The following is a 26,387-nucleotide window of genomic DNA, read 5'->3' on the forward strand; positions in this document are numbered from 1 at the left end:
TTTTTGATTGAATATTGCTATAACAAAACTGCTTTTAATGACCTTACAGGAGAGCGGTTATGGGCATGGCGCAAGAGTTTAAAGATTTTGCCCTCAGGGGCAATGTTGTGGATATGGCAGTGGGTATTATCATCGGTGCCTCTTTTGGCAGAATCGTCTCATCATTTGTATCGGACGTGATTATGCCGCCGTTGGGACTGTTGCTGGGCGGCGTTGATTTTAAAGATCTGGCCATAGTGCTACAGGAAGCCATTGGCGAAACGCCGGCAGTGACGATTTCTTATGGCGCATTTATTCAAACAGTAGTGGATTTTGTCATTATCGCGATGGCAATTTTTGTGGCAGTGAAAGTAATGAATTCCATGAAAGCCAAGCAGGAGGCAGCCCCGGCTGCGCCTCCCGCACCGTCGAAAGAAGAAGTTTTATTGTCAGAAATTCGCGATATTCTGAAAAGCAAGTAACCCTTCCCACCGATCTGACCGTGAATGAACAGCTCACGGTCAGATCGTTTTTTTTGAGTTCGAGCTGCAAGTCCACACAGGTTATGATGTAACTTTAAGTCCCTTATAGACTCTAAATCAGCGAAACCTGACATTCCCCTGATCATTTAAGCTTTTTCGATGGATTATTTAATTGAGATTTTGACTAGCCCGACGGTGATGTGGTCGTTGGGTATTGCCAGTGTATTGGGCTTTGTAGGCTCACTGATATTGATTCCATGGCTGGTCGTTCGCATACCGGTGGATTACTTTTCTGATAAGGAGAGACATCAAATACCTTGGGCAGAGCAGCATCCGCTGATTCGCTGGATTCTGCTTGTGATGAAAAACCTGCTCGGCATGGTGTTTTTAATCATGGGACTGGTGATGCTGGTATTGCCAGGGCAGGGGTTGTTAACGATCTTGATCGCTCTGTTTTTGTTGAATTTCCCCGGCAAGTATCGTTTGGAACGAAAGATTTTCATGATGTCTTCAGTCAGGCAGGCCGTCGATTGGTTAAGAAACCGCGCAGGAAAACCGCCGTTAAGGTTTGATCAGTAGATCACCGGTAGGCAGGATTGCCAATTGCAGATTTGTAGATTTATCTTCAGTTACCGGGAAAGGTCCAGGGCAGTGTCATGCCGAACACAGTGGAGGCATCTTGAAACCACTTCCAACACGAAGCATGGCAGGCTGAACAGATGTTTTGAGATCCCTCGGCAAGCTCGGGATGACATGAAGGTTGTGTGCGAGATGACACAAACATACAGAATGTCGTGCCGACCGCAGTGGAGGCATCTCGAAACCACTTCCAACACGAAGCATGGCTGGCTGAACGGATGTTTTGAGATCCCTCGACAAGCTCGGGATGACAGGAGTCCTCACTCTAGATGACAGCGGGGAAATGGTCGATGATGAAATAACTCTGAATTACCGACCATTAATCTGCGAAATCTGCGAAATCTGCGGATTGTTGGGTTCTGAAATGTTGGGTTTCATGCTTCAACCCAACCTACCCTGGGCATTAAAACTCTGTGCGCTCTGTGTCTCTGTGGTAATTGCTTCGAAGGCCTTTGGATTCCCGCATGCGCGAGAATGACGAAAGTGGTACGGGGATGTGACTGTGATTACCGATTCATAATCTGCGATCATCTGCGCAATCTGCGGATTATTGCCTTGTGATCGCGATGGGTTGAGAGGTGCGCATTTAAATGTTTCGCCATGTGCTAAACCGAGTGACTGAAGATGTGCTGTTTATGGTGCTGTTGGTCACGCTGGTGCCATTGTGGTGGCTGACTCCAGAGCCAACTTGGGCTTTGCATGAACTGGTCGACTGGAGAACTGTTGGCGCACTGGCAGGGCTGATGATTTTGAGTCGTGGCCTTGAAGTCAGCGGTTATCTGACGATTGCGGGTCATTGGTTGCTGCAACGGATGCATGGCGAACGTGGTCTTGCCGTCTGTTTGATTGTTTTTGCTGCGTTGCTGTCTGCCGTGATTACCAATGATGTGGCTTTATTTATCGTCGTGCCGTTAACACTGGCTTTACGTCGTGTTGCTGAGATTCCGGTTGGACGGCTGGTCATTTTTGAGGCGCTTGCGGTGAATGCCGGTTCGGCACTCAGTCCAATCGGCAATCCGCAAAATCTTTTTCTTTGGCAGACATCCGGCATGGGATTTCTGGAATTCACCATGATGATGGCGCCGTTGACGCTGGCACTGATCGGCTTGCTGATAGCTGCTGTGCCACTGGCTTTTCCGCGTCAGCAAATCTCCATGTCTGCTATTGCTGTGGATAGCGTTCGGGATCGCAAATTGTTTTACCTATCCTTGATGCTGTATCTGCCATTTCTGCTATTGGCAGATATGGGGCAGGCGATGGCAGGGGTGGTGATGCTCATCTTACTTTTTGTGATTTACCGGCGGCATTTGTTGTGGGGCGTCGATTGGTTGTTGTTAGCCGTTTTTGCCCTGATGTTTGTCAATATGAATCTATTGGCAGGCCTGCCAGTGGTGCGTGAACTGGCGGATCAGTTGTTGCAGTTGCCAGGGCAAACATTGAGTGCAGCTGTTCTGACATCACAGGCCATGTCCAATGTGCCCGCAGCGATATTTCTGGCGGCTTTTACTGATGAATGGCGCGCTCTGGCTTGGGGTGTGACCGTCGGCGGCTTTGGTTTGGCGATTGGCTCTTTGGCCAATTTGATTGCTTTGCGATTGGCCCGACAGCCGGGTTTATGGCGTGAATTCCATTATTGGTCAGTGCCGATGTTGCTGGCTGGGTGGTTGATTGCGTTGTTTTTTGGCGGGGTTTGAGGTTTGGGCGGGTTTTGTTGGGTTTCGCAGGCTCAACCCAACCTGCCTATGGCAATAAAACTCTGTGTTTCTCTGCGTTTCTGTGGTTATTGCTTCGAAGGCCTCTGGATTCCCGCCTGCGCGGGAATGACGGAGGATGAGATTGTGAATTAGCGATTAATAATCTGCGCTCATCTGCGAAATCTGTGGATTATTGAGCTGTGGATTGTTGGGTTTCGCAGGCTCAGCCCAACCTGCCTTTGGCAATAAAACTCTGTCGTTCTCTGTGTCTCTGTGGATATTGCTTCGAAGGCCTCTGGATTCCCGCCTGCACGGGAATGACGGAGGATGAGATTGTGAATTAGCGATTAATAATCTGCGCTCATCTGCGAAATCTGCGGATTATTGAGCTGTGGATTGTTGGGTTTCGCAGGCTCAACCCAACCTGCCTATGGCAATAAAACTCTGTGTTTCTCTGTGTCTCTGTGGTTATTGCTTCGAAGGCCTCTGGATTCCCGCCTGCGCGGGAATGACGGAGGATGAGATTGTGAATTACCGATTAATAATCTGCGCTCATCTGCGAAATCTGCGGATTATAGCGGCCGAGGATTGTTGGGTTTCGCAAGCTCAACCCAACCTACCCTGGGCAATAAATCTCTGTGCTCTCTGTGTCTCTGTGGTTATTAAATTAATTGACCAGGCTTTGGATTGGGGCGGGAATACGACCACCCAGGCGGACAAAGCGGTTTTCCTGATTGCCCATATTGACGGCCATGACTGGACCTTCGCCCAGCAAGCCACCGAATACCACATGATCACCGGCTTTTTTGCCCGGAGCAGGAATCAAACGCGCAGCAGTGGTTTTTTTGTTAATCACACCAATCGCCATTTCATCAGCAATGATCGCTGACAGCATTTCTGCCGAGGTATCACCGGGCAGGGCGACCATATCCAGTCCAACTGAGCAGACGGCGGTCATGGCTTCGAGTTTTTGCAGAGACAAGGTGCCGTTGGCGGCGGATTCGGCAATCGTTAAATCTTCACAGACCGGAATAAAGGCACCACTCAGGCCACCAACATGTGAACTGGCAAAGGCGCCGCCTTTTTTCACGGCGTCATTGAGCATGGCTAAAAAAGCCGTACTTCCGGGTGAACCAATGGCAGGCAAACCAATAGCTTCAAAAATTTCACCGACACTGTCGTTACGATTCGGTGTTGGCGCCAGCGACAGATCAACAATGCCAAAAGGCAGTTGCAGAATATTGGCCACTTCACGGCCGACCAGTTCACCGGCACGCGTCAGGCGTGCAGCGGTTTGTTTAATCACATCTGCAGCACGACTGAGATCCATGTGTTCTTCTTCGGCAATTGCACGCTCCAGAGCTGCTTTGACAACGCCGGGACCACTGACACCGACACTGACAACTGCGTCTGCTTCACCAATACCGAGATAGGCACCGGCCATAAATGGCACATCCTGAGGAATATTGGCAAACACCACCAGTTTGGCTGCCGCGAGTCCATCCGCATCAGCGGTGAGATCGGCTGCCTGTTTGATGACTTGTCCCATTCGGATGATGGCATCCATGTTTAATCCGGCACGAGTACTGGCGACATTGACTGAGGAACAAACACGCTGACTTTCAGTTAGTGCTTGTGGAATGGCATCAATCAGTGCCCGATCACCATTACTCATGCCTTTTTCAACCAGCGCACTGAAGCCACCGATAAAGTCGATGCCCAGTTCATTGGCCGCTTTGTCGAGCGTCAGGGCGATTTCGACCATTTGCTCGGCATTAAACGGTGCGGCCACCACGCCAATCGGGCTGACCGAAATACGCTTGTTGGCGACTTCAATGCCATAGCGACGTTCGATACGGTTGCAGGTGGTTACCAGTTGTCCGGCAGTGCGGGTGATTTTGTCGTAGATTTTGCGCTTAAATGTATTGATGTCATCACTGACGCAGTCGGTCAGATTGATACCGACGGTGACGGTGCGCAGATCCAGATTTTCCTCACGAACCATTTGCAGGGTGGAAATAATGTCTTTTACGTTAAGCATGTCGATGTTCCGCTCAGTGAGGGTTTCAGGTCAGGATCGTGCTGACAGATTCAAAGATTTTTCGATGTTGTACGCTGATTTCCAAATCAAGGCGCTTGGCTATTTCGGCCAAGGCTTCGCGTAGTTCATCCATATTGGTGGCACGGGGCACATCAATTTCAAACACCATGACGTTTTCCATCGGGTTTTTGCCACCTTTGAAAATCGCCTGCAGATTGCTGATATTAACGCCGTGCTTGAATAACTGACTGGCGACTTCGGCAACCAGACCCTGACGATCCGGGCCGATAGCGGAAATGATGTAGGGCTGTGTTTCTGGCTTATTTTGATGCCAGTCAGCGATTTGTTCGTGCCAGGGGTGAACAGTGATGTTGAGTCCCATACTGGCGCTGGCCTCTTGAAGTGCCTGTTGCAGGCTTTCCGGGGTTTCCTGTTTTGGAATATCCACCAAAAGCAAGGCACCGAATACGGTGTGAAGCAGCGTTTGGCTGAGGTTTTCAATATTTCCCTGGCGCTGGTTGATAACCGTCGCAACGGTGGCGAGAATGCCGGGCTGGTCGTTGCCCAGAACGGAAATCAGTACTTTGTTCATGTGTTTCCCTGAGTAAAGGTCTGCATCAAGTCCACTGCTTGCGCAGCATGTCGCGGTTTAACATCAGCCACTGAATGGCGATAATCGGGATGGCTGAAAGGATTTTTCCATCATTGAGCAGTTGACAGACTTCTGAGTAAGGCAGGGCCGTGACAGCAATGTCTTCGTCTTCTTCATCCAGTCCATGCACGCCGCCCACTTGTGAGGTATCGACCCGGCCGCAGAACAGGGTCAACAGTTCGGATGTACCGCCGGGTGAGGTGAAGAAATCCATGACTTTAATAAGCTCGACAATTTCACAGCCAGCTTCTTCTACAGCCTCACGCATGGCAACATCGGCAGCGGTCTCACCGGGTTCAATAGCACCAGCAACGATTTCCAGCAGCCAGGCACGTTCGTCATTGAGTTGCAGGGCGCCGACCCGGAACTGTTCAATAATGACAACTTCATCGCGCAATGGATCGTAAAGCAACACAGCCACGCAGTTACCACGCTCGAATAATTCCCGGCTAAGAGGTTCGCTCCAGCCACCTTGGTAAAGCGTGTGCGACACCGTCACCGTTTTCAGGCTGAAAAACCCCTGATATTCCGGCGTCTGTTTGATGATTTTGAATTGTTTTTTCTGCGTCATGGTGTGGTGCGAAACCCCGGATTGTTGACCGGCCGCTGTTCTGGGGTGAATACACTGGTATCGCGTCCGGTCAGTTCACGCAGCGAAGCGGTGAAAGTGGCACCGTCTTTTTCGATATGCTGCAATTTGACCGTCAGATACCCCAGCGAGGGTGCACACCAGAGAATGGTTTGACGATCACTGTCATCATCACGATCCCGTACCAGTTTGACCGCTTCAATCGTACCAAGCGAGGTTGAGACGGTTTCGGTTTCCAGTATCAGTATTTCGTGATGCTTAAGCTTGCCACCGTCAGCAATGTGGTACTGCAATTCTTGTTCACCATTGCTCAAATCACGCATCACGGCAAGTTGATAGATCAATCGATCCAGAGTGCCGGGTTTCAGCGTCAGGCTCCACGGATGTTTTTTGTCATCCATATCCAGCTGATAGTCCTGCCAGTCGAAAAGCATATGCAGGAATTTAGGACGACGTCCGGTGCGTTCGTAGCGATATTCCAGCGGTTGGATCGTGCCTTGATAATCACGCCAGCGACTTTGCTCTTCGACATTATCAGAGCGGAATAGTGAAACCAGACCGCGTGGTCTAGTCTCTGATCTGAGCAGGCGATCACCGTTTTCAAGCGTGCTCAGCGTCTGATTGAGTTCGCCAACAGTGAGTGAGTTGTACTGCACGCTGTAGCTGGCAGAATAATCGGCAATAGGCTCCGCTGCTTGGCAATCAAAGGCATGCAGGTGAAAAGCAATGTCAGTATCAAACGGTTCAAGGTGTGTTCGCTTTTGCCTCGTCTATTAGCTTTTTTAGAGCAGCGGGGTAGAGCATATGTTCCTGCTCAAGTACTCGGGCTGCCAGTGTTTCGGCAGAATCATCAGCCATGACCGGCACTTTGGCTTGCAGAATGACCGGCCCATCATCCAGTTCTGCGGTGACAAAATGCACGCTGGCACCGTGTTCACTTTCGCCTGCTTCAAGTGCCCGCTGATGGGTGTGCAAACCTTTGAACTTGGGCAGCAGAGAAGGATGAATATTGATTAGCTTGCCTGCGTAGTGCGCGACAAACTCAGCGGTGAGAATCCGCATAAAGCCGGCCAGTACTACATAGTCTGGCTGATAACGATCAATGACTTGTATCAGACTGGCATCAAAAGCTTCGCGTGATTCGAAGCTTTTGTGGTCCAGCAGTTGTGTATCAATGCCAGCCTGTTGAGCGCTGACAATGCCTGCAGCATCTGGTCGATTACTGATAACTGCGGCAATTTGTGCGTCCAGATGCTTTTCCTGAATCGCCTGAATGATGGACAGCATGTTACTGCCTCGGCCTGAGATCAGAATGACCAGCCGCGCGGCGTTGCTTGATTGTTCGCTCATTAATTGATGATCACTTCAGGTTTTTGTTGATCCGAAGATTGAATATCGCCAATGCGGTGTGCTTTTTCGCCCATTGCGGTGAGGATCTGAATCGCTTCATCGGCCAGTGCGGCATCAACACAGACCACCATGCCAATACCGTTATTAAAGGTGCGATACATTTCAAAATCTTCAACATTACCCTGGGCCTGCAGCCAATCAAATACCGCTGGGCGCTGCCAGCTACTGGCATCGATCACTGCGTTGACATAGTCAGGCAAGACTCTGGGAATATTTTCAATCAGACCGCCACCGGTAATGTGTGAAATTGAATTAATTTCAATTTTTTCATTGAGTTGAAGTAATGACTTAACGTAAATTCTGGTCGGGGCAAGGAGGTGTTCACCCAGTGTGCTGTTGGCAAACTTGTCCGTCAGTTTGGCTTGTGAGCGTTCGAGGATTTTGCGAATCAGTGAGTAGCCATTTGAGTGGGGTCCAGAAGATTCCAGACCGATCAGAACATCACCGGCTTTAACCTTGCTGCCATCAATGACACGTTCCTTGTCGACGATACCGACACAAAAACCAGCCAGATCAAAATCACCTTCTTGATACATGCTTGGCATTTCTGCGGTTTCACCACCGACCAGTGCTGCCCCTGACTGCAGGCAACCTTCAGCTATACCGCTGACAACGGATGTGGCCACATCAACATCAAGTTTGCCAGTGGCGTAGTAGTCAAGGAAAAACAGTGGCTCAGCACCGAGAACAGCAATATCGTTAACGCACATGGCAACCAAATCAATGCCGATGGTGTCATGAATGCCAGACTCAATGGCTAAACGAAGTTTGGTGCCGACACCATCCGTGCCAGAAACCAGAACCGGGTTCTTATAGCGGTCAAGCGGCAGCTCAAACAGACTGCCAAAACCACCAAGACCGGCCATGACTCCGGGACGGCGGGTTTTTGCGGCAAACGGTTTGATGCGATCAACCAGTGCATTACCAGCTTCGATGTCGACACCAGCGTCGCGATAGCTAAGAGATGAGGGGGACTTGTCCTCGAAGTTGCTCATGGAGTGAATTCCTGAAAATATTTGGGCGTCACATGGTAAAAACAGCGTGCTAGAATACCACAATGCATAGATTAATTTTGGCGCTTATTTTGCTCCCATGGATGGCCTTGAGCCATGCATCGGCGGTTTCTAATCTTTATCAGGCAACAGCCGCTGTGGAGTCGCAATCAGAAGCGGACCGCAAGGCGCTAACCCCTGAACTACTGCGGAAAGTCCTGCTGAAAATCGTCGGTGACAGCGAAGCACTGCAACAGGCTGATTTGTCAGCACTGATGGAAGATGCTGATCGCTTCGTCCAGCAATATCACTACGCTCGAATCAATGTCGATGATGACTGGACCCAGCCGGATCAACTCGCGCTGACACTGACGTTTGATGAAACCAGTCTGAGCAATGCCATCAATCGAACTGGCTTACCGCAATGGGGGCTGCAACGTCCGGAAGTGCTTATCTGGGTTGCCATTGATGATGGAGAGCAACGACAACTCGTTAGCGAAATGAGCGACGCTCACGATGTTATTCGACATCTGAAACAAGCCGGCCAGGAACGCGCCATGCCGATATTCTTTCCGGTAATGGATCTGCAGGATCAAACGCAACTCACTTTTAATGATATCTGGACCGGTGATAATGATGCGGTTCGCAATGCCTCTGAACGCTATGGAACCTCGGTCATTGCGGTTGCCAGAGTGCAAATTCGTGATGAAGATGCGCAGGTGAGCTGGCAGGCTCTGATCAACGACGAAACTTTGCGCTGGCAATCGGAAGGTCGGCAGATGGCCGCTATCAAAATGGGGCTTGGCGAACTGACCGATCAGCTTGCACGCAAAATGGGGCAGGTGGTTAGCTCAGGCCCACAACAGGAAATAGAAATTACCGTCACTGAAGTTCGTGACTTCTCTGACTACAGCCGTGTGCTTGGTTACCTGAATCGTTTGCCTGCAGTCAGTAGTGTCAGTGTCATCAACCTTGCTGACAACGAGCTGCGTCTGGCCTTGTCGATTCGTGGTGAGCCATCTGCGCTTCGTCAAACACTGGCTTTTGGTCAAGTGCTGCGCAGTGACGGTCAGCAAGATGAGCAACAGCGTTACCGGTTGCTGCCTTGACACGTAAAGATATTCCCAACCTCATTTCTGTGATGCGCATACTACTGGTGATACCAGTGGTGATGGCTTTACTGGATGAGCAATTTGCCCTGGCACTGCTGTTATTTGCGGTGGCAGGTGTCTCCGACGGTCTGGATGGTTTTCTGGCAAAACAGTTTCAATGGCAGAGCCGGCTGGGTTCGATACTCGATCCCCTGGCAGACAAACTACTGTTGATGGCCAGTTTTACCTCGTTGACCATACTGGGTTTCATTCCGTGGTGGTTATTACTGGCAGTGATTGCCAGAGACGTGATTATTGTGACCGGTGGTTTGGCATATCACTACCTGATTGGCCGTTTTGAACTGATGCCGTTGTGGAGCAGCAAAATCAACACCTTTCTGCAAATCGCACTGGTGTTGCTGGTCATTATTCAACAACAATGGTTTCCTGGTCTGGAAATTCTGGTGACTGCCGGTATCTGGCTGGTGCTTGCCAGTGTCATTAACAGTGGCTCGGAATACATCATCGTCTGGGGATTAAAAGCATGGCGTCAGCTGAAACAAAGCTGATTTCAGATATGGACAAGCTGCTGATCGCCCTGGCGATTGTTGGCGGTGGCTGGCTTATTTATCAGCTTTCAGCCGTGCTTACACCTTTCTTTATTTCAGCATTACTTGCTTACCTCGGCGATCCACTGGTCAAGCGGCTGGAAAAACACAAATTAAGCCGCACCGTTGCGGTGACCATTGTGTTTGCAATGTTTTTGTTAGTAGCTAGCTTGACCTTGTTTGTGTTGATGCCTTTACTCGGCGCGCAACTGAGTGAGTTTCTGCTTCGCTTCCCTGAGTATCTGGGACATGTACAGCAAATGCTTGAACCTTGGCTCGCCATGGCCGGTTTTTCTGATAATTTGCTGGATGCAGCGAGTATCAGGGAAACACTCGGCAGTTACTGGTCGGAATTGGGCAGCGTCGCTACTGGGATTTTTGGTTATGTGAGCCGCTCAGGCATGTTGATTTTTCAATGGTTGATCAACTTGCTGCTGGTGCCAGTGCTGACTTTCTATCTGCTTCGCGATTGGGCATTGATTCTTGAACGTATCAAGGCAGTGATTCCGCCTCGTTATCAGGCTCGAGTGATTGGCTTGTCTCAGGAGTGCGACACGGTGTTGTCAAGCTTTTTGAGAGGTCAGCTGATGGTGATGCTGGCCTTGGCTATCATCTACTGTATCGGGCTGGCGCTTATTGGATTGGAACTGGCTTTACTGCTCGGCGTGATTGCTGGCGTGGTCAGTTTTGTGCCCTATTTGGGGTTAGTCGTGGGTATTTTGTTGGCCGGTCTTGCTGCCTTTTTCCAGTTTCAGGAATGGTTGCCGGTATTGATGGTGTTTGTCGTGTTTGGCGTGGCTCAGGCCTTGGAAGCGATGATCCTGACCCCTCGATTTGTCGGTGGTCGAATTGGTCTGCATCCGGTTGCGGTGATTTTTGCAGTGCTTGCCGGTGGTCAGTTATTCGGTTTTGTGGGCGTTTTGCTGGCATTACCGTGTGCTGCAGTGGTCATGGTGCTGGCACGTCGCTTGTATCGTCGTTACACCAGCAGCCATATCTATAATTGAGATCCGCATGACTTTATCTGCCACACAGTTGACGCTGAAACTGTCGCCTCGTGATATTTACAATCTCGACAATTATTTTTTTGTCAGCGATGAACAGGCGCGTGCGGTAGAGACTTTTTGTCAAACTGACGCCGTTAATTTCCTGTATCTGTGGGGCGAGCAGGGCACAGGTAAAACGCACTTGTTATTGGCGATTGCAGAACAATTTCAGTTGGCAGGCCATCAAGCCATCTATCTGTCACTTGAAGATTTGCGTCGTCAATGTCAGCCCGAAATTTTGCAGTCGCTCGAACAAACCGATCTGATTTGTCTTGACGATCTCGATGCAATCGCTGGCGATGCCGATTGGCAAGAAGCTATTTTTCACTGTTTTAATCGCCTGCAACTTGCGGGTGGCAAGTTGTTGGTAGCGGGCTTGGCAAATCCTGCCCATATTGAACTTAGCTTGCCAGATCTGCGATCACGCCTGGCGACAGCCTTGATTTACCAACTGCCTGCGCTCAGTGATCAATCAAAACAACACGCCTTGATGCGACAGGCGCAGAGTCGTGGCCTGACCATGTCCGATGAAGTTGCCAATTATCTGCTGCGGCATCATGGTCGTGACATGCCAGTGTTGATTGACTTACTGAAAAAGCTCGACAAAGCCTCTTTGCAGGAACAGCGTCGCTTGACAGTTCCTTTTGTAAAACAGGTGCTTGCTGATGGCTGATAAGCCATCTATGACGCTGATTCAACCCTCTGCGGCGCAGATCCTCGACTCACCCATAGCAAAAGCCGGATTGGATCCGGTCAATCTCAAGTGGCTTGAATCGGCAACTTTCACTCATCATGACGATTCGCTGGAAAGACTGTTGTTCAGACAGTTTGTGCAGCTCGATAACAACAGTGCGGATTTGCCCATGGCTGCGCTGCGTCAGCCACAACAGGCTGCAATCTGTGCAGATCCCTGCTATCTACATCCCGATCAAACCCGTCTCAGATTATTCGCCCAACCGGTTAACTTGAGTCTGTCTGAAGCCGAGACGCTGGTAGACAGTTTGCAAAGCCTGTTTGCTGACCACAATGCTGTGCTTAGCATTGAATCAGCGATGCACTGGACTTTGAGCTTGCCTGAGCTGCCACAACTCGAATGTCAGGCTTTGCCAGATATGGAAGGGCGAGCGGTGGATCCGATGACCATGCTCAATGGTCAGGACAAAGCACAGTGGTTATCGCTATGGAACAGTGTGCAAATGACATTGTTTGAGCATCCAGTGAACCAGCAGCGGGAAGCCGCCGGACAACTGCCAGTCAACAGTCTCTGGTTCTGGGGGCTTGGTCGGACTGATTTTCAACCATCACCCTGGCGTTGTGTCTATGGCGATCAGCCTTTGCTGGAGCAGTTGGCAATGCAGGCAGGGGTACAACATCAAACAGGCTTGGGGTCACTCCAGCAATGGCCATCCATGCCAGCAGGTAAATATCTCTGGCTGGCCGATGAGCTGGATCAGGATGCGACAAAGGCTATAGCGCAGTTGAACATGCAATTGTCAGAGATGAGACGACAGCTCAGAGCACGCCAAATCAGCGAGCTCATCTGGCTGATTCCGCATTTTGGCTGTTACCGTTTTGCAGCACGTCAATGGTGGCAGATATGGCGATAATCAGCGGGCAGCAAATCGCGATCCGTGACAGTGAAGGCTGGCAACAACTGCCCGCTGACTGGTCTGATTGTTTGCGACGGGTATTGGCGGCCAGAGGCATCAGAAGCGCCAGCGATCTGCGCTGGTCATTGCATGACTTGCCAAGGCCTGATCAACTCTCAGGAATGGCGACTGCCGTTGCATTGCTGGAGCAGGCTCTTGATGAGCAATGGCATGTGATGGTGGTGGCCGATTTTGATAGTGACGGGGCTACCAGCTGTGCACTGGCCGTTCGCGGCTTGCGGGCTTTTGGACTCAAACAAATCGACTACATCGTGCCCAATCGTTTCAAGCATGGTTATGGTCTGACACCTGCATTGTTGGAAGATATCGATGCGCAGCATCAACCTGATTGTCTGTTAACCGTTGATAACGGTATTGCCAGTTTAAGCGGCGTGGCAGCTGCCAAAGCACGTGGCATGAAAGTGTTGATTACTGATCATCATTTGCCCGGAGAAACCTTGCCCGAGGCGGATGCGATCATCAATCCCAATCAACAGGGTGAGCATTTTCCAGGACAGTCGTTGGCGGGGGTTGGCGTTTGCTTTTATCTGCTGCTGGGTTTGCGACAACATCTTCGACAAAAAAACTGGTTTGAAAAAAACGCCATAGCGGAACCCAATATGGCTGAATTTCTTGATTTGGTGGCAGTGGGCACGGTGGCCGATCTGGTGCCAATGGACACATTGAATCGTACTCTGGTCAGCAGTGGCCTGGATCGGCTTCGCCAGGGCAGAACCATTGCCGGAGTTCGTGCCCTGATGACGGTTGCCGGACGAGAACAGCGTGAGCTCAACACCGCCGATATTGGCTTTGCCATTGCACCGCGGTTGAATGCGGCCGGTCGCATGGAGGATATGCGCATTGGCATTGAGCTACTGCTGAACGACGATATGGATTCCGCGCTGCAGCAGGCTCGGCTGTTGGATGAAATCAATCAGGAGCGCAAGCAGGTCGAGCAGATCATGCAGGCTGATGCCATGGATATGCTGATGCAGATGGAACAGTGGCTGGAAGATAGTGAACAGCCGCCAGGCTACTGTCTGTATGACCCAGCGTGGCATCAGGGTGTGATAGGTCTGTTGGCTTCAAGAGTCAAAGAGCTCAAGCATCGGCCAGTGATAGTGTTTGCTGATGATGACTCAGGTGAATTAAAGGGGTCTGCAAGGTCGATTCCGGGGATTCATATTCGTGATTTGCTGGCTCATATTGATGCCCGTAATCCCGGTTTGATTGCACGCTTTGGTGGTCATGCCATGGCGGCAGGTTTGTCTTTGCCTCGTGAAAACTTGCCGGTTTTCACGGAACAAATGTATCTGTCTCTTCAACAACTTGCTGATGCAGCGGTGTATCAGCAAACGCTGTTGTCAGATGGCGAGTTGCCGGCCACTGAAATGGATCTGCAGCTGGCGCGCCAATTACCAGTTGCGGCGCCGTGGGGGCAGGCATTTCAAGCGCCTCAGTTTCACGGTGTGTTTGAAATTATCAGTTTTAACCATGTCGGCCAGGATCAGTCGCATCTCAAGTTATTGATTGCTCTAGAAGATGGTCGTCAGATCACTGCGATGGCATTCAGACAAACGGCGCCAGACTGGTTACAGGACGAGCGCCGTGTCTTGTTGGTCTATCGACTGGATGTGAATACTTTCCGACAACAGTCGCAGTTACAGTTACTGGTGGATCATCTGTTGCCCGCGCAGGAGGCGGCAGCGATTCGCTGAGTCAGTTGAGGCTTTGCATCCATGATGGGCGGTTATAAGCCTAAGCCTTACCCTCCATTAACAGCGCCATGTACTCTTCAAGGGTAATCACGCCACCCAACTCAACAACACGCTGACGTTCGGCTTCACTGATGACATCCTGCATGGCATCAATACGTTTCCAGACCGGCAGTGGCGTTTGCTGGCTGACTTTGGGCACGTAGTTAGACTGGCTGACACGCTGGTAACGGTGAATATATCTCGGACAATTCTGAAACATTTCATCAATGGTGACTTTGACTACCAGTTCTGCTTCGTGAAACAGTGCCAAATCAGCCGGATCACGACTCAACTCTGCGGTGCCGTGAACCCTGATTCTGTGGGGTGTTTCAAAATCAATAAACAACATGCCAACCTTGGCATGCGCCTGGATGTTGCCCATTGAGAGATACATGCCATTGCCATCAAGACTGGGAAAAGTCCAGCGTTTTTTCATCGATAATTTTGACAAAGCCTTTATCGCCGCCCTTGTACGAGCAGGTTGGGTAGCCCTGATGATCCACCGTGGATAAAAAGAACATGTCTTGTTGCTCGATAAAAGCACGATGTTCTTCTGTAACAAAATCGGTGACGATGGCATCTTTGACTCGCTCAGCCAGCTGCTCGGTATCGAATTCTTTCTGCAATGCCTGATGTTGTTCGCCGTACAAGTTTTTCATGTGTTCTCCTTTGAACTGAGCTGGTCGATACCAAATTAACGGGCCTTAAAACAACGCTAAAAGTGACAAGCCTGCTGGGTCTTGTCAACTCAGTGACCAGGGACTTTCTCCTGAAAAATATTCGCTGAGAAACTCAATCATGACTCGGACCCTCTCCGAGAGGTGCCGTGTACCCGGATAAACGGCATAGATGCCAAGCTCTCGGTCGGGCATGAAGTCTTCCAAAATGCTTATCAGCCGACCATCGCGAATGGCCTGATAACAGATAAAGTCCGGCATCATGATCAAACCTTGACCACAGATCGCGGCATCACAAAGAAAATTACCGTTATTGGCCACCATCAGTACCGGCAGATCGATATGCTGCGTCTCTTCATTGTGATCTTTGAAATGCCATTGCTCTGCGGCGGTTCTATATTGCAGGCGTTGATGACCGTTCAGGAGATCTGTCGGTATTCTCGGTAATCCATGCTGGGCAAAATAATCGGGACTTCCACACAGCAATACCCGTGTGGTGCTTAACCTGCGAGCAATCAAGCTGGAGTCGGGTAATCGGCCGATGCGGACCGCCAGATCAAAACCATCTTCAATCAGATCGACACGGCGATCATTAAAATCAATATCCAGTTGAATGCCTGGGTACTGTTGCCGAAAAGCGTGCAGTACCGGACTGAGATGTTGCAGGCCGAAAGTCAGTGGAGCTGAGATGCGTATTCTGCCGGACAAAGCTGCCTCAGCATCTGAAATTTGAGCTTCGATCTCCGCGATGTCATCCAATAATCTCAGACATTGCTGATAGTAACGTTCACCGGCTTCGGTGAGCGTCTGTCTTCGGGTGGTTCGTTTCAGCAGCGTTACATTCAGGCGTTGTTCCAGTTCGCTCAGTTTGCGACTGACCGCTGATTTTGCGGTGTCCAGTTGTTCGGCAGCCTTGCTGATACTGCCAGCTTCAACGACACGGACAAAGGTTTGCATTTGATCAATAGGATTCACCGTTTAATTGTTCCTGATATTGCAACAATAATTTCTTAATATCCCTGTTTAATATATTTTTGGCAACTATAAAATAGAGCACACTCAATCAACTAAACAGGACTTTGAGATGAATCAATATTTGAATAACAGCCTGGATCTGGCAGCACGAATCTTGTTGAGCATTCTGTTTCTGGTGGCTGGCTTTGGCAAGATTGGCGGCTATGAGGCCACGGCGGGTTATATGCAAGCCATGGGTGTCTGGTCAGGTTTATTACCACTGGTGATCATCACTGAGGTTGTGGGCGCGATAGCGATTATTATCGGCTGGCAGACCCGAATAGTAGCGTTTTTGCTGGCCGGTTTTACGCTGTTGTCGGCACTGTTCTTCCATACCAACTTCGCTGATCAGATGCAGCAAATCCTGTTCATGAAAAACCTGGCGATAGCAGGTGGGTTATTGCTGCTGGTACGTCACGGTGCCGGTGCCTGGTCGATTGATGCACGCAAACACGGATAAGGAGTTTAAGATGAATAACAGCAATATTTTGTGGGTGACAGCCAGCAGTCGATACACTGATTCTGTAACGCGTACGCTGTCTGAGCAGCTTGTAAACTCGTTGCAGCATGCGCAGGGTGGGCAAGTGATTTACCGTGATGTGGCTGCCGGTATTCCGTTTATTGACGAAGCCTGGATCGGTGCCAATTTTACTGCGCCTGAGCAGCGTTCTGAGGCACAAAAACAGATACTGGCAGGCTCTGATCATCTGGTAGACGAATTGAATCAGGCTGAAACCTTGGTGTTGGCAGTGCCTGTGTATAACTTTGGCATTCCGGCAACACTCAAGTCTTGGATTGATCAGGTGGGTCGGGTTGGCCTGACCTTTAAATACACCGCAGAGGGTCCGGTGGGGCTTGCTAATGTGAAAAAAGCCTGGCTGGTAATGGCGTCAGGTGGCGTTCCTATCGGTAGTGAGATGGAATTTGCCAGCCATTATTTGAAACAGTTTTTGGCATTTATTGGTATTGATGATGTGACCGTTGTAGATGGCAACGGCCTTGATATTCACAACAGTGATGCCGTCAGATCGCATCTGAACGCGATCACGGGAGGATAATCAAATGACAGAAAAACTTCGCACAGTGACAAGAATTGTTCGCGGCGATGCCACCGCTGATGGTGCGGGCGTGCAACTGAAACGCATTATTGGTGGTGCAGAGCTGGATATGTTGGATCCGTTTCTGATGCTTGATGCCTTTGGTAGCGATAAGCCACAGGATTATATTGGTGGCTTTCCACCGCATCCACACCGTGGTTTTGAAACAGTCACCTATATGCTGGCAGGCAAAATGCGTCATCAGGACAGCGCTGGCAACGCCGGTGTCATTGAAGCAGGTGGTGTTCAGTGGATGACGGCAGCAAGCGGCATTATTCACTCGGAAATGCCGGAGCAGGAAGAGGGCTTGTTGGCTGGATATCAGTTGTGGGTCAACCTGCCAGCATCCGAAAAAATGTCAGCACCTCGCTATCAGGAAATATCGGCTGAGGCCATTACGGTGGAACAGCATGATGACGGTCTGACCATTCGGGTTGTCGCCGGTGAAACACGTCAGGGCAATACAGGTGTGATTGATAATCCTTTTGTTGATCCACTGTACCTGGTGGTGGATGCACCTGCTGGCAGTCAGCTTAACGAACAGGTCAAGGAAGGCCACAATGCCTTTATTTATCTGAGCAAAGGCAAACTGAATGTGGCTGATACAGCGCGTTCGATTCAGGCCGGCGAGTTGGCGGTATTGTCAGACGGTGATGCGTTGCGACTGACCGCAGAGCAGGACAGCAGCTTTATCCTTGTTTCTGGCAAGCCGCTGAACGAGCCGGTGGCTAAAGGCGGACCATTTGTGATGAATACCCGTGCAGAAGTCGAGCAGGCCTTCGCCGACTATCGCAGTGGTCAATTAGTGCAATAACTCTCAAGCCCCGACTATGGCTTCATATTCGGGGCTTGAGTTTTTTAGAGCCTGATAAGTTTGCATCAATGTTCTGCCTGTAATGGTGCAAGGCTCAGAGTTTAAAACACCAGCTGTCCGCGAATCTGCAAGGCTTTGGCTTGTTGTTTGGTTTGTGCCGTCTGGTTTAGATCAACATGGTTGTAATTAGCCATAAAACGCACCGATTGAGTGGCGTACCAGTTCAAGCCCACGGTCCATAACTCGGCTTTATTATCTGAACGTATGCCATTGTGTTGCCCTTGAAGATGGGCGTCTGAATAACGCACCACCAGCTCAAAGGCACCATAGCCACCTTCGTTGAGTGCTTGTGCCGGTCGAATTCCACCAATACGACCTGTGGATGCCTGATAACCGCGGCTTTCTCCAGTCAGCATGTAATTACCGGCAATCGTCCAGCCCTGTTGCTGGCGATGCTGTCCTGCACTGTTGATCTGCTGTTGAAACCATTCCGATTGCATGGACCATGGACCGCGAATATAGGCCGCTTCCAGTCCATAGGTTTGGCTGCTTCGCACTGACTCCAGTCTGCTTTGGAAAAGATCTGCACTGGCAATGCTGATTTCAGGTCGGCTGGAGAAGGTCAGATCCCGGTATTGCCGTCCCGCATCTGAATGCGTATTACGATAATTCTGGTAGTAGGATGAAATACCCAGATGCAAATGCTGCTGATCGCGACTATAGGGAGCATAGCTCAGGCGAGAACCGATACCATAGCGACTGTCCTGATAATTCGCTCGGGATTCGCCCAGCCAACCGGCGGTTGCCCATGACCAGGATTGTCCGCCGCCAGTCAGGCTGAGTCCGTTTTGCCTGCCAGCGCTGAACAGATTACTGGGCAAGCTGCGTTCCATCAGACCTATATTGCCAATACCGGTCAATGCTTCCAGTCCGCTGGGCATCTTGTGGCGGCCCAGCGTGATATTGACTGCATCAAATCCGCTATAGCCAATAAACAGATCGGTTGCATTGGTCTGATTGCCGGCAAAATCAAATTCCAGTTTGTATTGCCAGTCATTATGAACATGTCCTTGCATGCCCAGCCTGGCGTTACGGATTCGGGCATCTGTTTCACGACTGCTTGATGCTTGCTTGATCACGCCGTAATCGGTATGTAATCGACCGCCAATTTTGACGGCAAATGCCTGATCATGACTTTCGACTATTAAACCGTTGGCATCTAGTGTGACCGTATCTGGAGCTTTTGTGGGTTCAGCTGGGCTGACAGCCGCCATCAGTTGTTGATAGTCTTGCGTTGAAAGGTTGCCGTTATGGTGAAGTAATTCAATCAAACGACTGAGCTGCTGAGTTTCAGCCATGACGGGACTTGTTATTAACAAGCTGCCGATAGCCAGGCTGGACGAGATGAATCTGTTCATATGCGCTCCTTGATACTGCTGATATGTATGCTGCAGGGTCAGTATAGGAAAGCAATTGCCTGTTCATCAGATGTTAATGTTGTGACAAATTTCTGTTCATCTTGACGCTATAACATAGGCAACTCCTCAACAAAGCATGGAGTTTTACGATGAAGACGAAATTGGTATGGGCACCTCTGGCAGTGATGATGGCATTTTTGCCACTGCATGTAAGCGCAGATGTGGCGCAGTCATGTGTGATGCCAACGGAAGATGAAGTGGCTCAGTTGTTTGAACGCTGGAATGCCTCGCTGGCAACCGGTGAGCCTGCAAAGGTGGCCGCCAACTATCTGGACAATGCAGTGTTGTTGCCAACCGTTTCCAATGAAATGCGCACCAGCACGGAAACAATCGAAGCTTATTTTGTTGATTTCCTTGAGAAAAAGCCGCAAGGTGTGATTGACCAACGAGTGATTACACGCAGCTGCAATTCAGCATCAGACGTGGGTATTTATACCTTTACCTTCGATGATGGTGAACAGGTCCAGGCTCGCTACAGCTATATCTACGACTATGTCGATGGCCAATGGCTGATTCGCCATCACCATTCATCAGCAATGCCTGAATAAGTTCGGCAATCACTGAATAAATCGAAAAGGCTGGCAATTTTGCCGGCCTTTTTTATTCATCACTCAGGCAATAACCCATGCCGCGAATGGTTCTTATGTACTGAGTTTGAAAGGGCTCATCAATCTTGCGGCGTAATCTTCTGATATAGACATCTACGACATTGGTCAGTGGGTCGGCATTTGCTTCCCAGACGTTGGTCAGAATCCGTTCACGACTGAATACCTTGCGCGGTGCAGACATCAGTAATTCCAATAAGCGCAGTTCAGTGGCTGTCAGATTAAGCAGTGATCCCTTGCACTTTGCCTGCATAGTGTCCAGATCCAGTTCCAGATGAGCAAATTGCAGCAGTCTCGATTCAGTGGCATTCAAGTGGCGATTGGCCAGCACTTCAATGCGCGCCAGTAATTCTTCAAACGCAAATGGCTTGCCCAGATAATCGTCGGCACCATTACGCAGGCCTTCGATGCGTTGATTAACATCAGACAGTGCTGACAACATCAGGATTTTTACGGGCAGTTTTTGAGCGCGAATTAACTGACATATCGTCACACCATCCTTGTTTGGCAACATGCGATCCAGAATCAACACGCGGGGCTGCCGGGCTATGGTTTCTGACAGTACATGGTCGCCATCACTGACTACCGAGACAAAATAGCCTTCGGCCTTGAGCCCACGATAGAGAAAGTCAGCGACTTTCTGATCATCTTCTGCAATCAATACATTCATTCGTGTTCATCCATGAGAGGTAATTCGATTTTCACTCGGGTGCCTTCTCCGAGTGTGCTTTCCACGGCTATCTGGCCATGATGTGACTCAATGATATAACGGCACAGGCACAAGCCGATCCCAAGCCCATCGGGTCTAAGTTTACGAGCGCCATCTGCTCTGAAATAGCGGTCAAAAATATGCTGTTGATCATCGTCTGAAATACCAATACCGCTATCTGCAATAATGATTTCCACAACGCTGTCGACTTGAATTGTCAGTGCAACAGGCGTTTTGGCTGGCGAGTATCTGGCAGCATTGTCCAGTACGATAATCACGGCTTGTTGAATCTTGTCGAGATCGATCAGCAGTGCGTTATGGAGCTTTTCATCAGGGATATATTCAAAACTGTGCAGGGTAATGCCATGTTGCATCAGTGCTGCCGCTGCCTGTTTTGAAAGTGATTGAGCAAGTTGCTCAACGGTCACCGAACGCAGGCGTAATTGCATTTCCTGATCACCGCGAATCAACATCAGCAGATCATCAATCCTGTCAGAAAGTTGATTGGCCGTGTCTGCAATGCGCAGCAAGCTCTCTTTGTAGATTTCCGGCGATTTGTCCTGTCCTCGCAGGCTGATTTCTGCCTCACCACGAATGGCCGTGGCCGGCGTGCGCAGTTCATGACTGACGTCAGCCAGAAAACGCTTTTGCTGCTGTTCGGCAGATTGTAGTTGTTCAATCGCGTGTTGCAGCTGGCGTGTGCGCTCAGTGACTTTTTGTTCGATCTGTCTTGAGTGTTCTTCTTCCTTCTTGAGCGAGTTTTGCAAGCTGGCGGCCATCTGGTTAAAGCTGCGCGACAGCATGGTGAACTCTGAATGACCCTGTTCGGGGAGTCGATAGCTGAGGTCGCCATCCGCCAGTGCCGAGGTGCCTTTGAGTAGTTGCTCAAGTGGTCGATACAAAGAGCGAGATAACAGCAGTGCCAGCAAAATAGCCGTGATACTGCCAAAAATCATCACGCCAATCACCAGGCTACGTACCGGCTCAGTGCTTCGGCAGCGGCAGTCTCGGCTTTTGCAGAACGCTGACGTTGCAAATCGATGGCCTCAGCTATGACATGCTTGAGATCCAGTCCTTCCAGATTGTCGAATATTTCAATCAGCAGTCGCCATAAATCAGGGTCAGAGAGAGGTTGAGCGTCTTTTTCTTCCAGGCTGCGTTGCAGAGCCTGAACATTGGTTTCGAGGATTGACAGCGTCTTCATCTGTTGGCTGATGGCGGCATAATCCTCGGCAGATTCAGCCAGTCTTTGGTCATGCAATATCAGCGCATTGAGATTTACCAGCTGGTTATTCATTTGCCGAAGGTAATTGTCTCGCTGATAGATTGGCGACTCCTTGACCAGCAGTGCCTGTGCGACCCAGACTTTTAATCGTTGTTTATCGGCGCCGAGCGAGATGAATTCGCTGAGCATCTGGTTGGCGATTCGACTGCGTTCAACGTGATAACTTGCCACTCCTGAAACCCAAACGGCAAGACCGGTTTGAAGCAAGGTAATCAGCAGCAGCAGAAAAAATGCCAGATAGAGTTTATGCCTGAACAAAGGCTTCTCCTATTAAGCGAGTGATGACAGTTTATAGAAAAGCAAACGAAGCTAAAAATCCCGGGCTGTTTTTGGCTCAACCTTTGGCAGTTTCAATTGTCATTAGTGAATAAGCAATCAAGCCCCCAACCAGCGAGGTATGTTATGAAACCCACGATGATGAGTTTAGCGCTATTGAGTTTTTCTGTATCGGCCAGTGCCGCAAGCGAGTGTCCGGACTTTCTGAACTTCGATTTGCCCAGATTACACAGCAATGACACGGTGAATCTCTGCGAGGTGGCAGCGGGCAAGCCACTGTTGGTGGTGAATACTGCCAGTCATTGTGGTTTTACCAAACAGTTTGAAGGCCTGGAGGCACTGCATCAGCAATATAAGGATGCAGGTTTGTATGTGATTGGTTTTGCCAGCAATGATTTTAATCAGGAAGCAGCCGATGAAGCCGAAGTGGCCAGAGTCTGTCAGGAAAATTTTGGCGTGACCTTCACCATGATTTCGCCAAGCTTTGTCAAAGGCTCGCGAGCCAACCCGGTGTTTCAGGCCATTAATGCCCAGAGCAAGGAGCCGGGTTGGAACTTCAATAAATACCTGCTCGATGGGCAGGGGCAGGTTGTAGAGCATTTCTCCAGTCGGGTCAAACCGTCTGATAAAAAGCTGACTTCAGCGATTGAGGCCTTGCTGCAGTAGTTCCTAGTAGACCAGTTGCAAGCGTGCCTGAACCAGGGCCGGATTGGCGCCGCGCTGATCATTGTCTCTGATTCGCAGTACTTTGACGTATTCTGTCAGCACGCTGATATTGGGATTGAGGATCCAGCTCAATCCCAGTGTTGCATTGTATTGATGACCGCCGCTGACATGCCGGTTTGACAGATCCAGACTGCTCAGTCGTAACCCTATTCGCCAGGCCCCGGGACCGCCGTGTTGAACATTACGTGCTGGTTTCAGGCGACCGAATGTACCTTTTTCGTGATTATATGGTTGCGGTTCACCCGTCAGAATCCATGACAGATCAACATGCCAACCATAAAAACCCAGCGTGTGTTTACCGGGCTGCTGATCGAGTCTGGCATCCGGCACCAGCAAATAATTGACTTCTGCCTGAACTGCCAGGCTGTCAATGGCAATGGCTTTTTCCAGTCCGAATAACCAGTAATCACGGGCAAAAAAATTACCGGTATCAATCAGGCGAGTGTCACTGATACGGGTTTCCGGGCGCTGGCGAAGTCGCATTTCACCACTACTGGCATTGTTTCGATAGGCAACGGCGAGTCCAAAATGTTGAATATCACCATCATCGCTGTGCGGGGCGAAAGTCGTGCGGGCTGTGATGCCATAGCGGCTATCTGCAAAGCCAGTTTCGGTGCCTGTTCGAAAGATACCGATAGCACGGGTATGGTGCCGACTGTGATGATGCAGTTCTACACCAAAAGCTCGTGTTGGCGATAGCAGACTGCTCAGCGAACGTTCCATAAAGGCTAAATCCCTGACGCTGGTCAGCGTTCCAGGCCAAATGGTTCTTTGAAATGACCAAGAGTGAAGCGATAGCCATTGTCGTTTCGATATCGCAATATGGCATCCCGAATCGCAGAACGGCCGTCACGGGCAAAATCATAGGTGAGATCCATCATCCAGTATTCGCCAAAGTCGACTTTGGCATTCAGCCGGGCACGGCGCACATTAGTGCCATCGGAAAAGTCGCTATGACGATCATTATCAAACCAGCCAGCATCCAGCTGTAATCGTGTTCCAAGCTGCCAGGCAAATTGTGAATCTGCTGATTGGTAACACAGCGGTAGCTGACATTTTGCTGTTTTGGCTGACTCTTCGGCCAGCAGCGGATTGGCAGACAGCAGTAAAAGGCAGATAAAAGTACGGGTAATAAACGACAATCCAGACTCCTTTCCAATGGCTGACAGCTCAGCCAGTGCCATAGGATAAAGGCTGGCTTCCCGAGGTTGTTAGTGAATTTATCCTGACATTGCCGAAACGCTATCTTGAGCAAATCATATTGATTAGACTGCAATGGATCAGTAGCACTGGCTGTTGAGAATTTTTCCGCTATTTTTTCAAAGATTATTCATGAAACTATCAAAACATATACTGGTGCTGGCTGTGGTGGCACTGATTGGCTGTAGCAGCGAGACCGCTGAAGTTGAAAATCGAATTCCTGTGATCGATATGACGGATCAAGACAGCATTCAGGAGAGTTTGAAGCAGATTCGTGCCAGCCTTTCCGAACAGGAGCTGCATCAATTGGCACAATCACTGAACATGCTGATGATGAATACCATGGCTGTGGTTGAGGAGCGGCTGGCAGAAGAAGATCCTGTTCGCCATCAACAATGCGCCAATGGTGAAATGGCTGATGTCAATGAACAGATGGAGTGCACGAACTGGCTGATGTCGGCAGTTGATGCTGAAATGAAACTGGCGATGGATGGTAAAACCGCCTACCAGTTGATTCATCAATACGGACAATAAACCTGACACATAAAAAACCGGCTAAGCCGGTTTTTTTATGTGTATCAAGCTTGTTTGAGGAAGGGATAGTCGATATATCCTCTCTCATCGCCGCCGTAAAAACTGTTCGGGTCAGGTTCGTTCAATGGCGCATCGTTGGCAAATCGCTCCGGTAGATCCGGGTTTGCGATGAACAACTTGCCGAAGGAGATCAGATCGGCTTTGCCGGAGCTCAGCGCTTCATTGCCAGAAAAATAATCGTAGTTGCTATTGGTCATATAGACACCATTCCACAGTTGACGTAACTGACTGATGTCAAAATAGGGACCGGCAGCTCCTAGTGTTTCAGCACCCATCTCAGTGATGTGTAAATATGCCAGCTTGAATCGGTTTAACTGGTCGACAACATAGCTGAAAGTCGCTTCCGGGTTGGAATCATAGAGGTCGTTGAAAGGTTGCAGCGGCGACAGACGAATACCAACACGTTTTGAATCCCATATCTCGCAGACAGCCTCAGTCACTTCCATCAACAATCGAGCGCGATTTTCGACACTGCCGCCATACTGATCTTCACGCTTATTGGTGCCGTCGCGTAAAAACTGATCCAGCAGATAACCATTGGCACCATGAATTTCAACCCCATCAAAACCGGCTTCTTTGGCACAGCGAGCAGCATGACGATACTGTTCGATAATGTGTTGAATTTCATCAACACTCAGTTCGTGAGGAGTCTCGTAAGGTTTCAGGCCTTCATAGGTAAAGACTTCGCCTGCAGGCTTGATGGCCGAGGGCGCGTAGGGCAATTGTCCGTTTGGCAGCATTGATGAGTGAGAGACGCGTCCACAGTGCCAGAGTTGAACAAAAATCAATCCTTGTTCGGCATGAACAGCATCTGTGACTTTTTTCCATCCGTCGATTTGAGCCTGGCTGTGAATGCCGGGTGTCAGCGGGTAACCCAATGCATCATCCGCAATTTGTGCTCCTTCACTGATGATAAGTCCTGCACTGGCTCGTTGGCGGTAGTAAGTCACGTTCATTTCTGTCGGCACCAGACCCTCACCGGCACGATTGCGTGTTAAAGGGGCCATGACTACTCTGTTTTTCAAGGTCAGATCGCCGATCTGAATGGGGGATAACAGGTTTGTTGGTTGGGCATTACTGTGATTCATTGGGACTCCTGTGGCGGAACTGGGGGCTAATAAGATGAACAAGCCCTCGAATGCAGAAACGATTGCTGAATGAGTTTATCGTTGCAGAAACTTTTATAAAGGCTTATTTGTAGAACAGTTTGTTCTTGTATTGAGAATAATTTGTGAGTTATCAGAAACATCAGGAAAGGCGGACCGAGTCGGGCAGGCCGACTC

The 26,387-nt window shown here is 49.8% G+C and carries 31 protein-coding genes; 15 read left to right on the plus strand and 16 right to left on the minus strand.

The window, feature by feature from the left end; genetic code table 11:
* Positions 1-59 precede the first annotated feature (59 nt).
* From mscL to MPL1_RS07965, 3 genes are all read left to right on the plus strand, one after another.
* Positions 60-461: a large-conductance mechanosensitive channel protein MscL gene (gene mscL / locus MPL1_RS07955; RefSeq protein ID WP_009726617.1), complete on the plus strand. Its 402-nt coding sequence runs from the start codon at positions 60-62 to the stop codon at positions 459-461.
* Between the two features lie 159 nt (positions 462-620).
* Positions 621-1,040: a PGPGW domain-containing protein gene (locus MPL1_RS07960; RefSeq protein WP_009726618.1), complete on the plus strand. Its 420-nt coding sequence runs from the start codon at positions 621-623 to the stop codon at positions 1,038-1,040.
* A 650-nt stretch (positions 1,041-1,690) separates the two neighbouring features.
* Entirely contained in the window at positions 1,691-2,794 is a 1,104-nt protein-coding gene (locus MPL1_RS07965; protein WP_009726619.1) for an SLC13 family permease, read from the plus strand.
* 667 nt (positions 2,795-3,461) lie between these two features.
* On the opposite strand, the gene MPL1_RS07970 is transcribed toward MPL1_RS07965, so the two are convergent.
* From MPL1_RS07970 to purM, 6 genes are all read right to left on the minus strand, one after another.
* Entirely contained in the window at positions 3,462-4,835 is a 1,374-nt protein-coding gene (locus tag MPL1_RS07970) for a PFL family protein (RefSeq protein ID WP_009726620.1), read from the minus strand.
* Between the two features lie 25 nt (positions 4,836-4,860).
* The gene (locus MPL1_RS07975) at positions 4,861-5,427 is read right to left on the minus strand and encodes a glycine cleavage system protein R (protein WP_009726621.1); all 567 of its coding nucleotides are present in this window, start codon (positions 5,425-5,427) and stop codon (positions 4,861-4,863) included.
* Between the two features lie 25 nt (positions 5,428-5,452).
* Entirely contained in the window at positions 5,453-6,058 is a 606-nt protein-coding gene (locus MPL1_RS07980; protein WP_009726622.1) for an NUDIX domain-containing protein, read from the minus strand.
* Positions 6,055-6,732, minus strand: a complete 678-nt coding sequence (locus MPL1_RS07985) for a DUF3108 domain-containing protein (protein ID WP_009726623.1) — start codon at positions 6,730-6,732, stop codon at positions 6,055-6,057. The genes MPL1_RS07980 and MPL1_RS07985 overlap by 4 nt, the downstream gene beginning before the upstream one ends.
* Before the next feature lie 88 nt (positions 6,733-6,820).
* Entirely contained in the window at positions 6,821-7,426 is a 606-nt protein-coding gene (gene purN, locus MPL1_RS07990) for a phosphoribosylglycinamide formyltransferase (RefSeq protein WP_009726624.1), read from the minus strand.
* Entirely contained in the window at positions 7,426-8,481 is a 1,056-nt protein-coding gene (gene purM, locus MPL1_RS07995; protein ID WP_009726625.1) for a phosphoribosylformylglycinamidine cyclo-ligase, read from the minus strand. The genes purN and purM overlap by 1 nt, the downstream gene beginning before the upstream one ends.
* Positions 8,482-8,543: 62 nt before the next feature.
* On the opposite strand from purM, the gene MPL1_RS08000 reads away from it, so the two are divergent.
* From MPL1_RS08000 to recJ, 6 genes are read left to right on the plus strand one after another with little or no spacing between them, the layout of a single operon-like run.
* The gene (locus MPL1_RS08000) at positions 8,544-9,587 is read left to right on the plus strand and encodes a DUF2066 domain-containing protein (protein ID WP_009726626.1); all 1,044 of its coding nucleotides are present in this window, start codon (positions 8,544-8,546) and stop codon (positions 9,585-9,587) included.
* On the plus strand, positions 9,584-10,138 hold the full coding sequence (locus MPL1_RS08005; RefSeq protein WP_009726627.1) for a CDP-alcohol phosphatidyltransferase family protein: 555 nt from the start codon (positions 9,584-9,586) through the stop codon (positions 10,136-10,138). The genes MPL1_RS08000 and MPL1_RS08005 overlap by 4 nt, the downstream gene beginning before the upstream one ends.
* Positions 10,114-11,184, plus strand: coding sequence for an AI-2E family transporter (locus tag MPL1_RS08010; protein WP_009726628.1), 1,071 nt, complete (start codon positions 10,114-10,116; stop codon positions 11,182-11,184). The genes MPL1_RS08005 and MPL1_RS08010 overlap by 25 nt, the downstream gene beginning before the upstream one ends.
* A 7-nt stretch (positions 11,185-11,191) precedes the next feature.
* Positions 11,192-11,896: a DnaA regulatory inactivator Hda gene (hda, locus tag MPL1_RS08015; protein WP_009726629.1), complete on the plus strand. Its 705-nt coding sequence runs from the start codon at positions 11,192-11,194 to the stop codon at positions 11,894-11,896.
* Entirely contained in the window at positions 11,889-12,830 is a 942-nt protein-coding gene (locus MPL1_RS08020; RefSeq protein ID WP_009726630.1) for a Regulatory protein, RpfE type, read from the plus strand. The genes hda and MPL1_RS08020 overlap by 8 nt, the downstream gene beginning before the upstream one ends.
* Positions 12,821-14,590 (plus strand): single-stranded-DNA-specific exonuclease RecJ, encoded by a 1,770-nt coding sequence (recJ, locus tag MPL1_RS08025; protein ID WP_040577018.1) that lies wholly within the window; start codon positions 12,821-12,823, stop codon positions 14,588-14,590. Before MPL1_RS08020 ends, recJ begins: the two co-directional genes overlap by 10 nt.
* A 40-nt stretch (positions 14,591-14,630) precedes the next feature.
* Here the strand turns inward: recJ and MPL1_RS08030 are convergent, their stop codons facing one another.
* The 3 genes from MPL1_RS08030 to MPL1_RS08035 form a co-directional block, all read right to left on the minus strand.
* Positions 14,631-15,065, minus strand: a complete 435-nt coding sequence (locus MPL1_RS08030) for a pyridoxamine 5'-phosphate oxidase family protein (protein ID WP_268743761.1) — start codon at positions 15,063-15,065, stop codon at positions 14,631-14,633.
* Positions 15,034-15,288 carry a pyridoxamine 5'-phosphate oxidase family protein gene (locus tag MPL1_RS14305; RefSeq protein ID WP_268743762.1) on the minus strand — a complete coding sequence of 85 codons (255 nt, stop codon included), beginning with the start codon at positions 15,286-15,288 and terminating at the stop codon, positions 15,034-15,036. Before MPL1_RS14305 ends, MPL1_RS08030 begins: the two co-directional genes overlap by 32 nt.
* An 84-nt stretch (positions 15,289-15,372) precedes the next feature.
* Positions 15,373-16,281 (minus strand): LysR family transcriptional regulator, encoded by a 909-nt coding sequence (locus MPL1_RS08035; RefSeq protein WP_009726632.1) that lies wholly within the window; start codon positions 16,279-16,281, stop codon positions 15,373-15,375.
* Positions 16,282-16,390: 109 nt separating this feature from the next.
* Here MPL1_RS08035 and MPL1_RS08040 point away from each other — a divergent pair, with 109 nt between their 5' ends.
* The 3 genes from MPL1_RS08040 to MPL1_RS08050 are packed head-to-tail and all read left to right on the plus strand — an operon-like array spanning position 16,391 to position 18,231.
* A complete protein-coding gene (locus tag MPL1_RS08040) occupies positions 16,391-16,780 on the plus strand; it encodes a DoxX family protein (protein WP_009726633.1) in 390 nt (129 codons plus the stop codon).
* Between the two features lie 10 nt (positions 16,781-16,790).
* Complete coding sequence (locus tag MPL1_RS08045; protein ID WP_009726634.1) at positions 16,791-17,378, plus strand: FMN-dependent NADH-azoreductase; 588 nt, start codon at positions 16,791-16,793, stop codon at positions 17,376-17,378.
* Positions 17,379-17,382: 4 nt separating this feature from the next.
* Positions 17,383-18,231, plus strand: a complete 849-nt coding sequence (locus MPL1_RS08050) for a pirin family protein (protein ID WP_009726635.1) — start codon at positions 17,383-17,385, stop codon at positions 18,229-18,231.
* 101 nt (positions 18,232-18,332) lie between these two features.
* On the opposite strand, the gene MPL1_RS08055 is transcribed toward MPL1_RS08050, so the two are convergent.
* Complete coding sequence (locus MPL1_RS08055; protein WP_009726636.1) at positions 18,333-19,649, minus strand: OprO/OprP family phosphate-selective porin; 1,317 nt, start codon at positions 19,647-19,649, stop codon at positions 18,333-18,335.
* 149 nt (positions 19,650-19,798) lie between these two features.
* Here MPL1_RS08055 and MPL1_RS08060 point away from each other — a divergent pair, with 149 nt between their 5' ends.
* Positions 19,799-20,257, plus strand: a complete 459-nt coding sequence (locus MPL1_RS08060; protein WP_009726637.1) for an SgcJ/EcaC family oxidoreductase — start codon at positions 19,799-19,801, stop codon at positions 20,255-20,257.
* A gap of 52 nt (positions 20,258-20,309) precedes the next feature.
* Here the strand turns inward: MPL1_RS08060 and MPL1_RS08065 are convergent, their stop codons facing one another.
* Genes MPL1_RS08065 through MPL1_RS13860 form a run of 3 tightly spaced genes read right to left on the minus strand, consistent with a single transcriptional unit; the run spans position 20,310 to position 22,566 of the window.
* Complete coding sequence (locus MPL1_RS08065) at positions 20,310-20,984, minus strand: response regulator transcription factor (RefSeq protein WP_009726638.1); 675 nt, start codon at positions 20,982-20,984, stop codon at positions 20,310-20,312.
* Positions 20,981-21,979 (minus strand): sensor histidine kinase, encoded by a 999-nt coding sequence (locus MPL1_RS08070; RefSeq protein WP_235045557.1) that lies wholly within the window; start codon positions 21,977-21,979, stop codon positions 20,981-20,983. The genes MPL1_RS08065 and MPL1_RS08070 overlap by 4 nt, the downstream gene beginning before the upstream one ends.
* An 8-nt stretch (positions 21,980-21,987) precedes the next feature.
* Entirely contained in the window at positions 21,988-22,566 is a 579-nt protein-coding gene (locus MPL1_RS13860) for a hypothetical protein (RefSeq protein WP_200858796.1), read from the minus strand.
* Positions 22,567-22,722: 156 nt separating this feature from the next.
* On the opposite strand from MPL1_RS13860, the gene MPL1_RS08075 reads away from it, so the two are divergent.
* Positions 22,723-23,250, plus strand: a complete 528-nt coding sequence (locus MPL1_RS08075) for a glutathione peroxidase (RefSeq protein WP_235045556.1) — start codon at positions 22,723-22,725, stop codon at positions 23,248-23,250.
* A gap of 3 nt (positions 23,251-23,253) precedes the next feature.
* Here the strand turns inward: MPL1_RS08075 and MPL1_RS14310 are convergent, their stop codons facing one another.
* Both MPL1_RS14310 and MPL1_RS14315 read right to left on the minus strand, forming a co-directional pair.
* The gene (locus MPL1_RS14310) at positions 23,254-24,033 is read right to left on the minus strand and encodes an OprO/OprP family phosphate-selective porin (RefSeq protein ID WP_040577010.1); all 780 of its coding nucleotides are present in this window, start codon (positions 24,031-24,033) and stop codon (positions 23,254-23,256) included.
* A gap of 23 nt (positions 24,034-24,056) precedes the next feature.
* Entirely contained in the window at positions 24,057-24,452 is a 396-nt protein-coding gene (locus MPL1_RS14315) for a porin (protein WP_161604016.1), read from the minus strand.
* 190 nt (positions 24,453-24,642) lie between these two features.
* Here MPL1_RS14315 and MPL1_RS08090 point away from each other — a divergent pair, with 190 nt between their 5' ends.
* A complete protein-coding gene (locus MPL1_RS08090; protein WP_009726640.1) occupies positions 24,643-25,044 on the plus strand; it encodes a DUF6694 family lipoprotein in 402 nt (133 codons plus the stop codon).
* Between the two features lie 44 nt (positions 25,045-25,088).
* On the opposite strand, the gene MPL1_RS08095 is transcribed toward MPL1_RS08090, so the two are convergent.
* Positions 25,089-26,192 carry an alkene reductase gene (locus tag MPL1_RS08095; RefSeq protein WP_009726641.1) on the minus strand — a complete coding sequence of 368 codons (1,104 nt, stop codon included), beginning with the start codon at positions 26,190-26,192 and terminating at the stop codon, positions 25,089-25,091.
* Positions 26,193-26,387 lie beyond the last annotated feature (195 nt).

It is taken from the genome of Methylophaga lonarensis MPL, assembly GCF_000349205.1.
Classification (GTDB): domain Bacteria; phylum Pseudomonadota; class Gammaproteobacteria; order Nitrosococcales; family Methylophagaceae; genus Methylophaga; species Methylophaga lonarensis.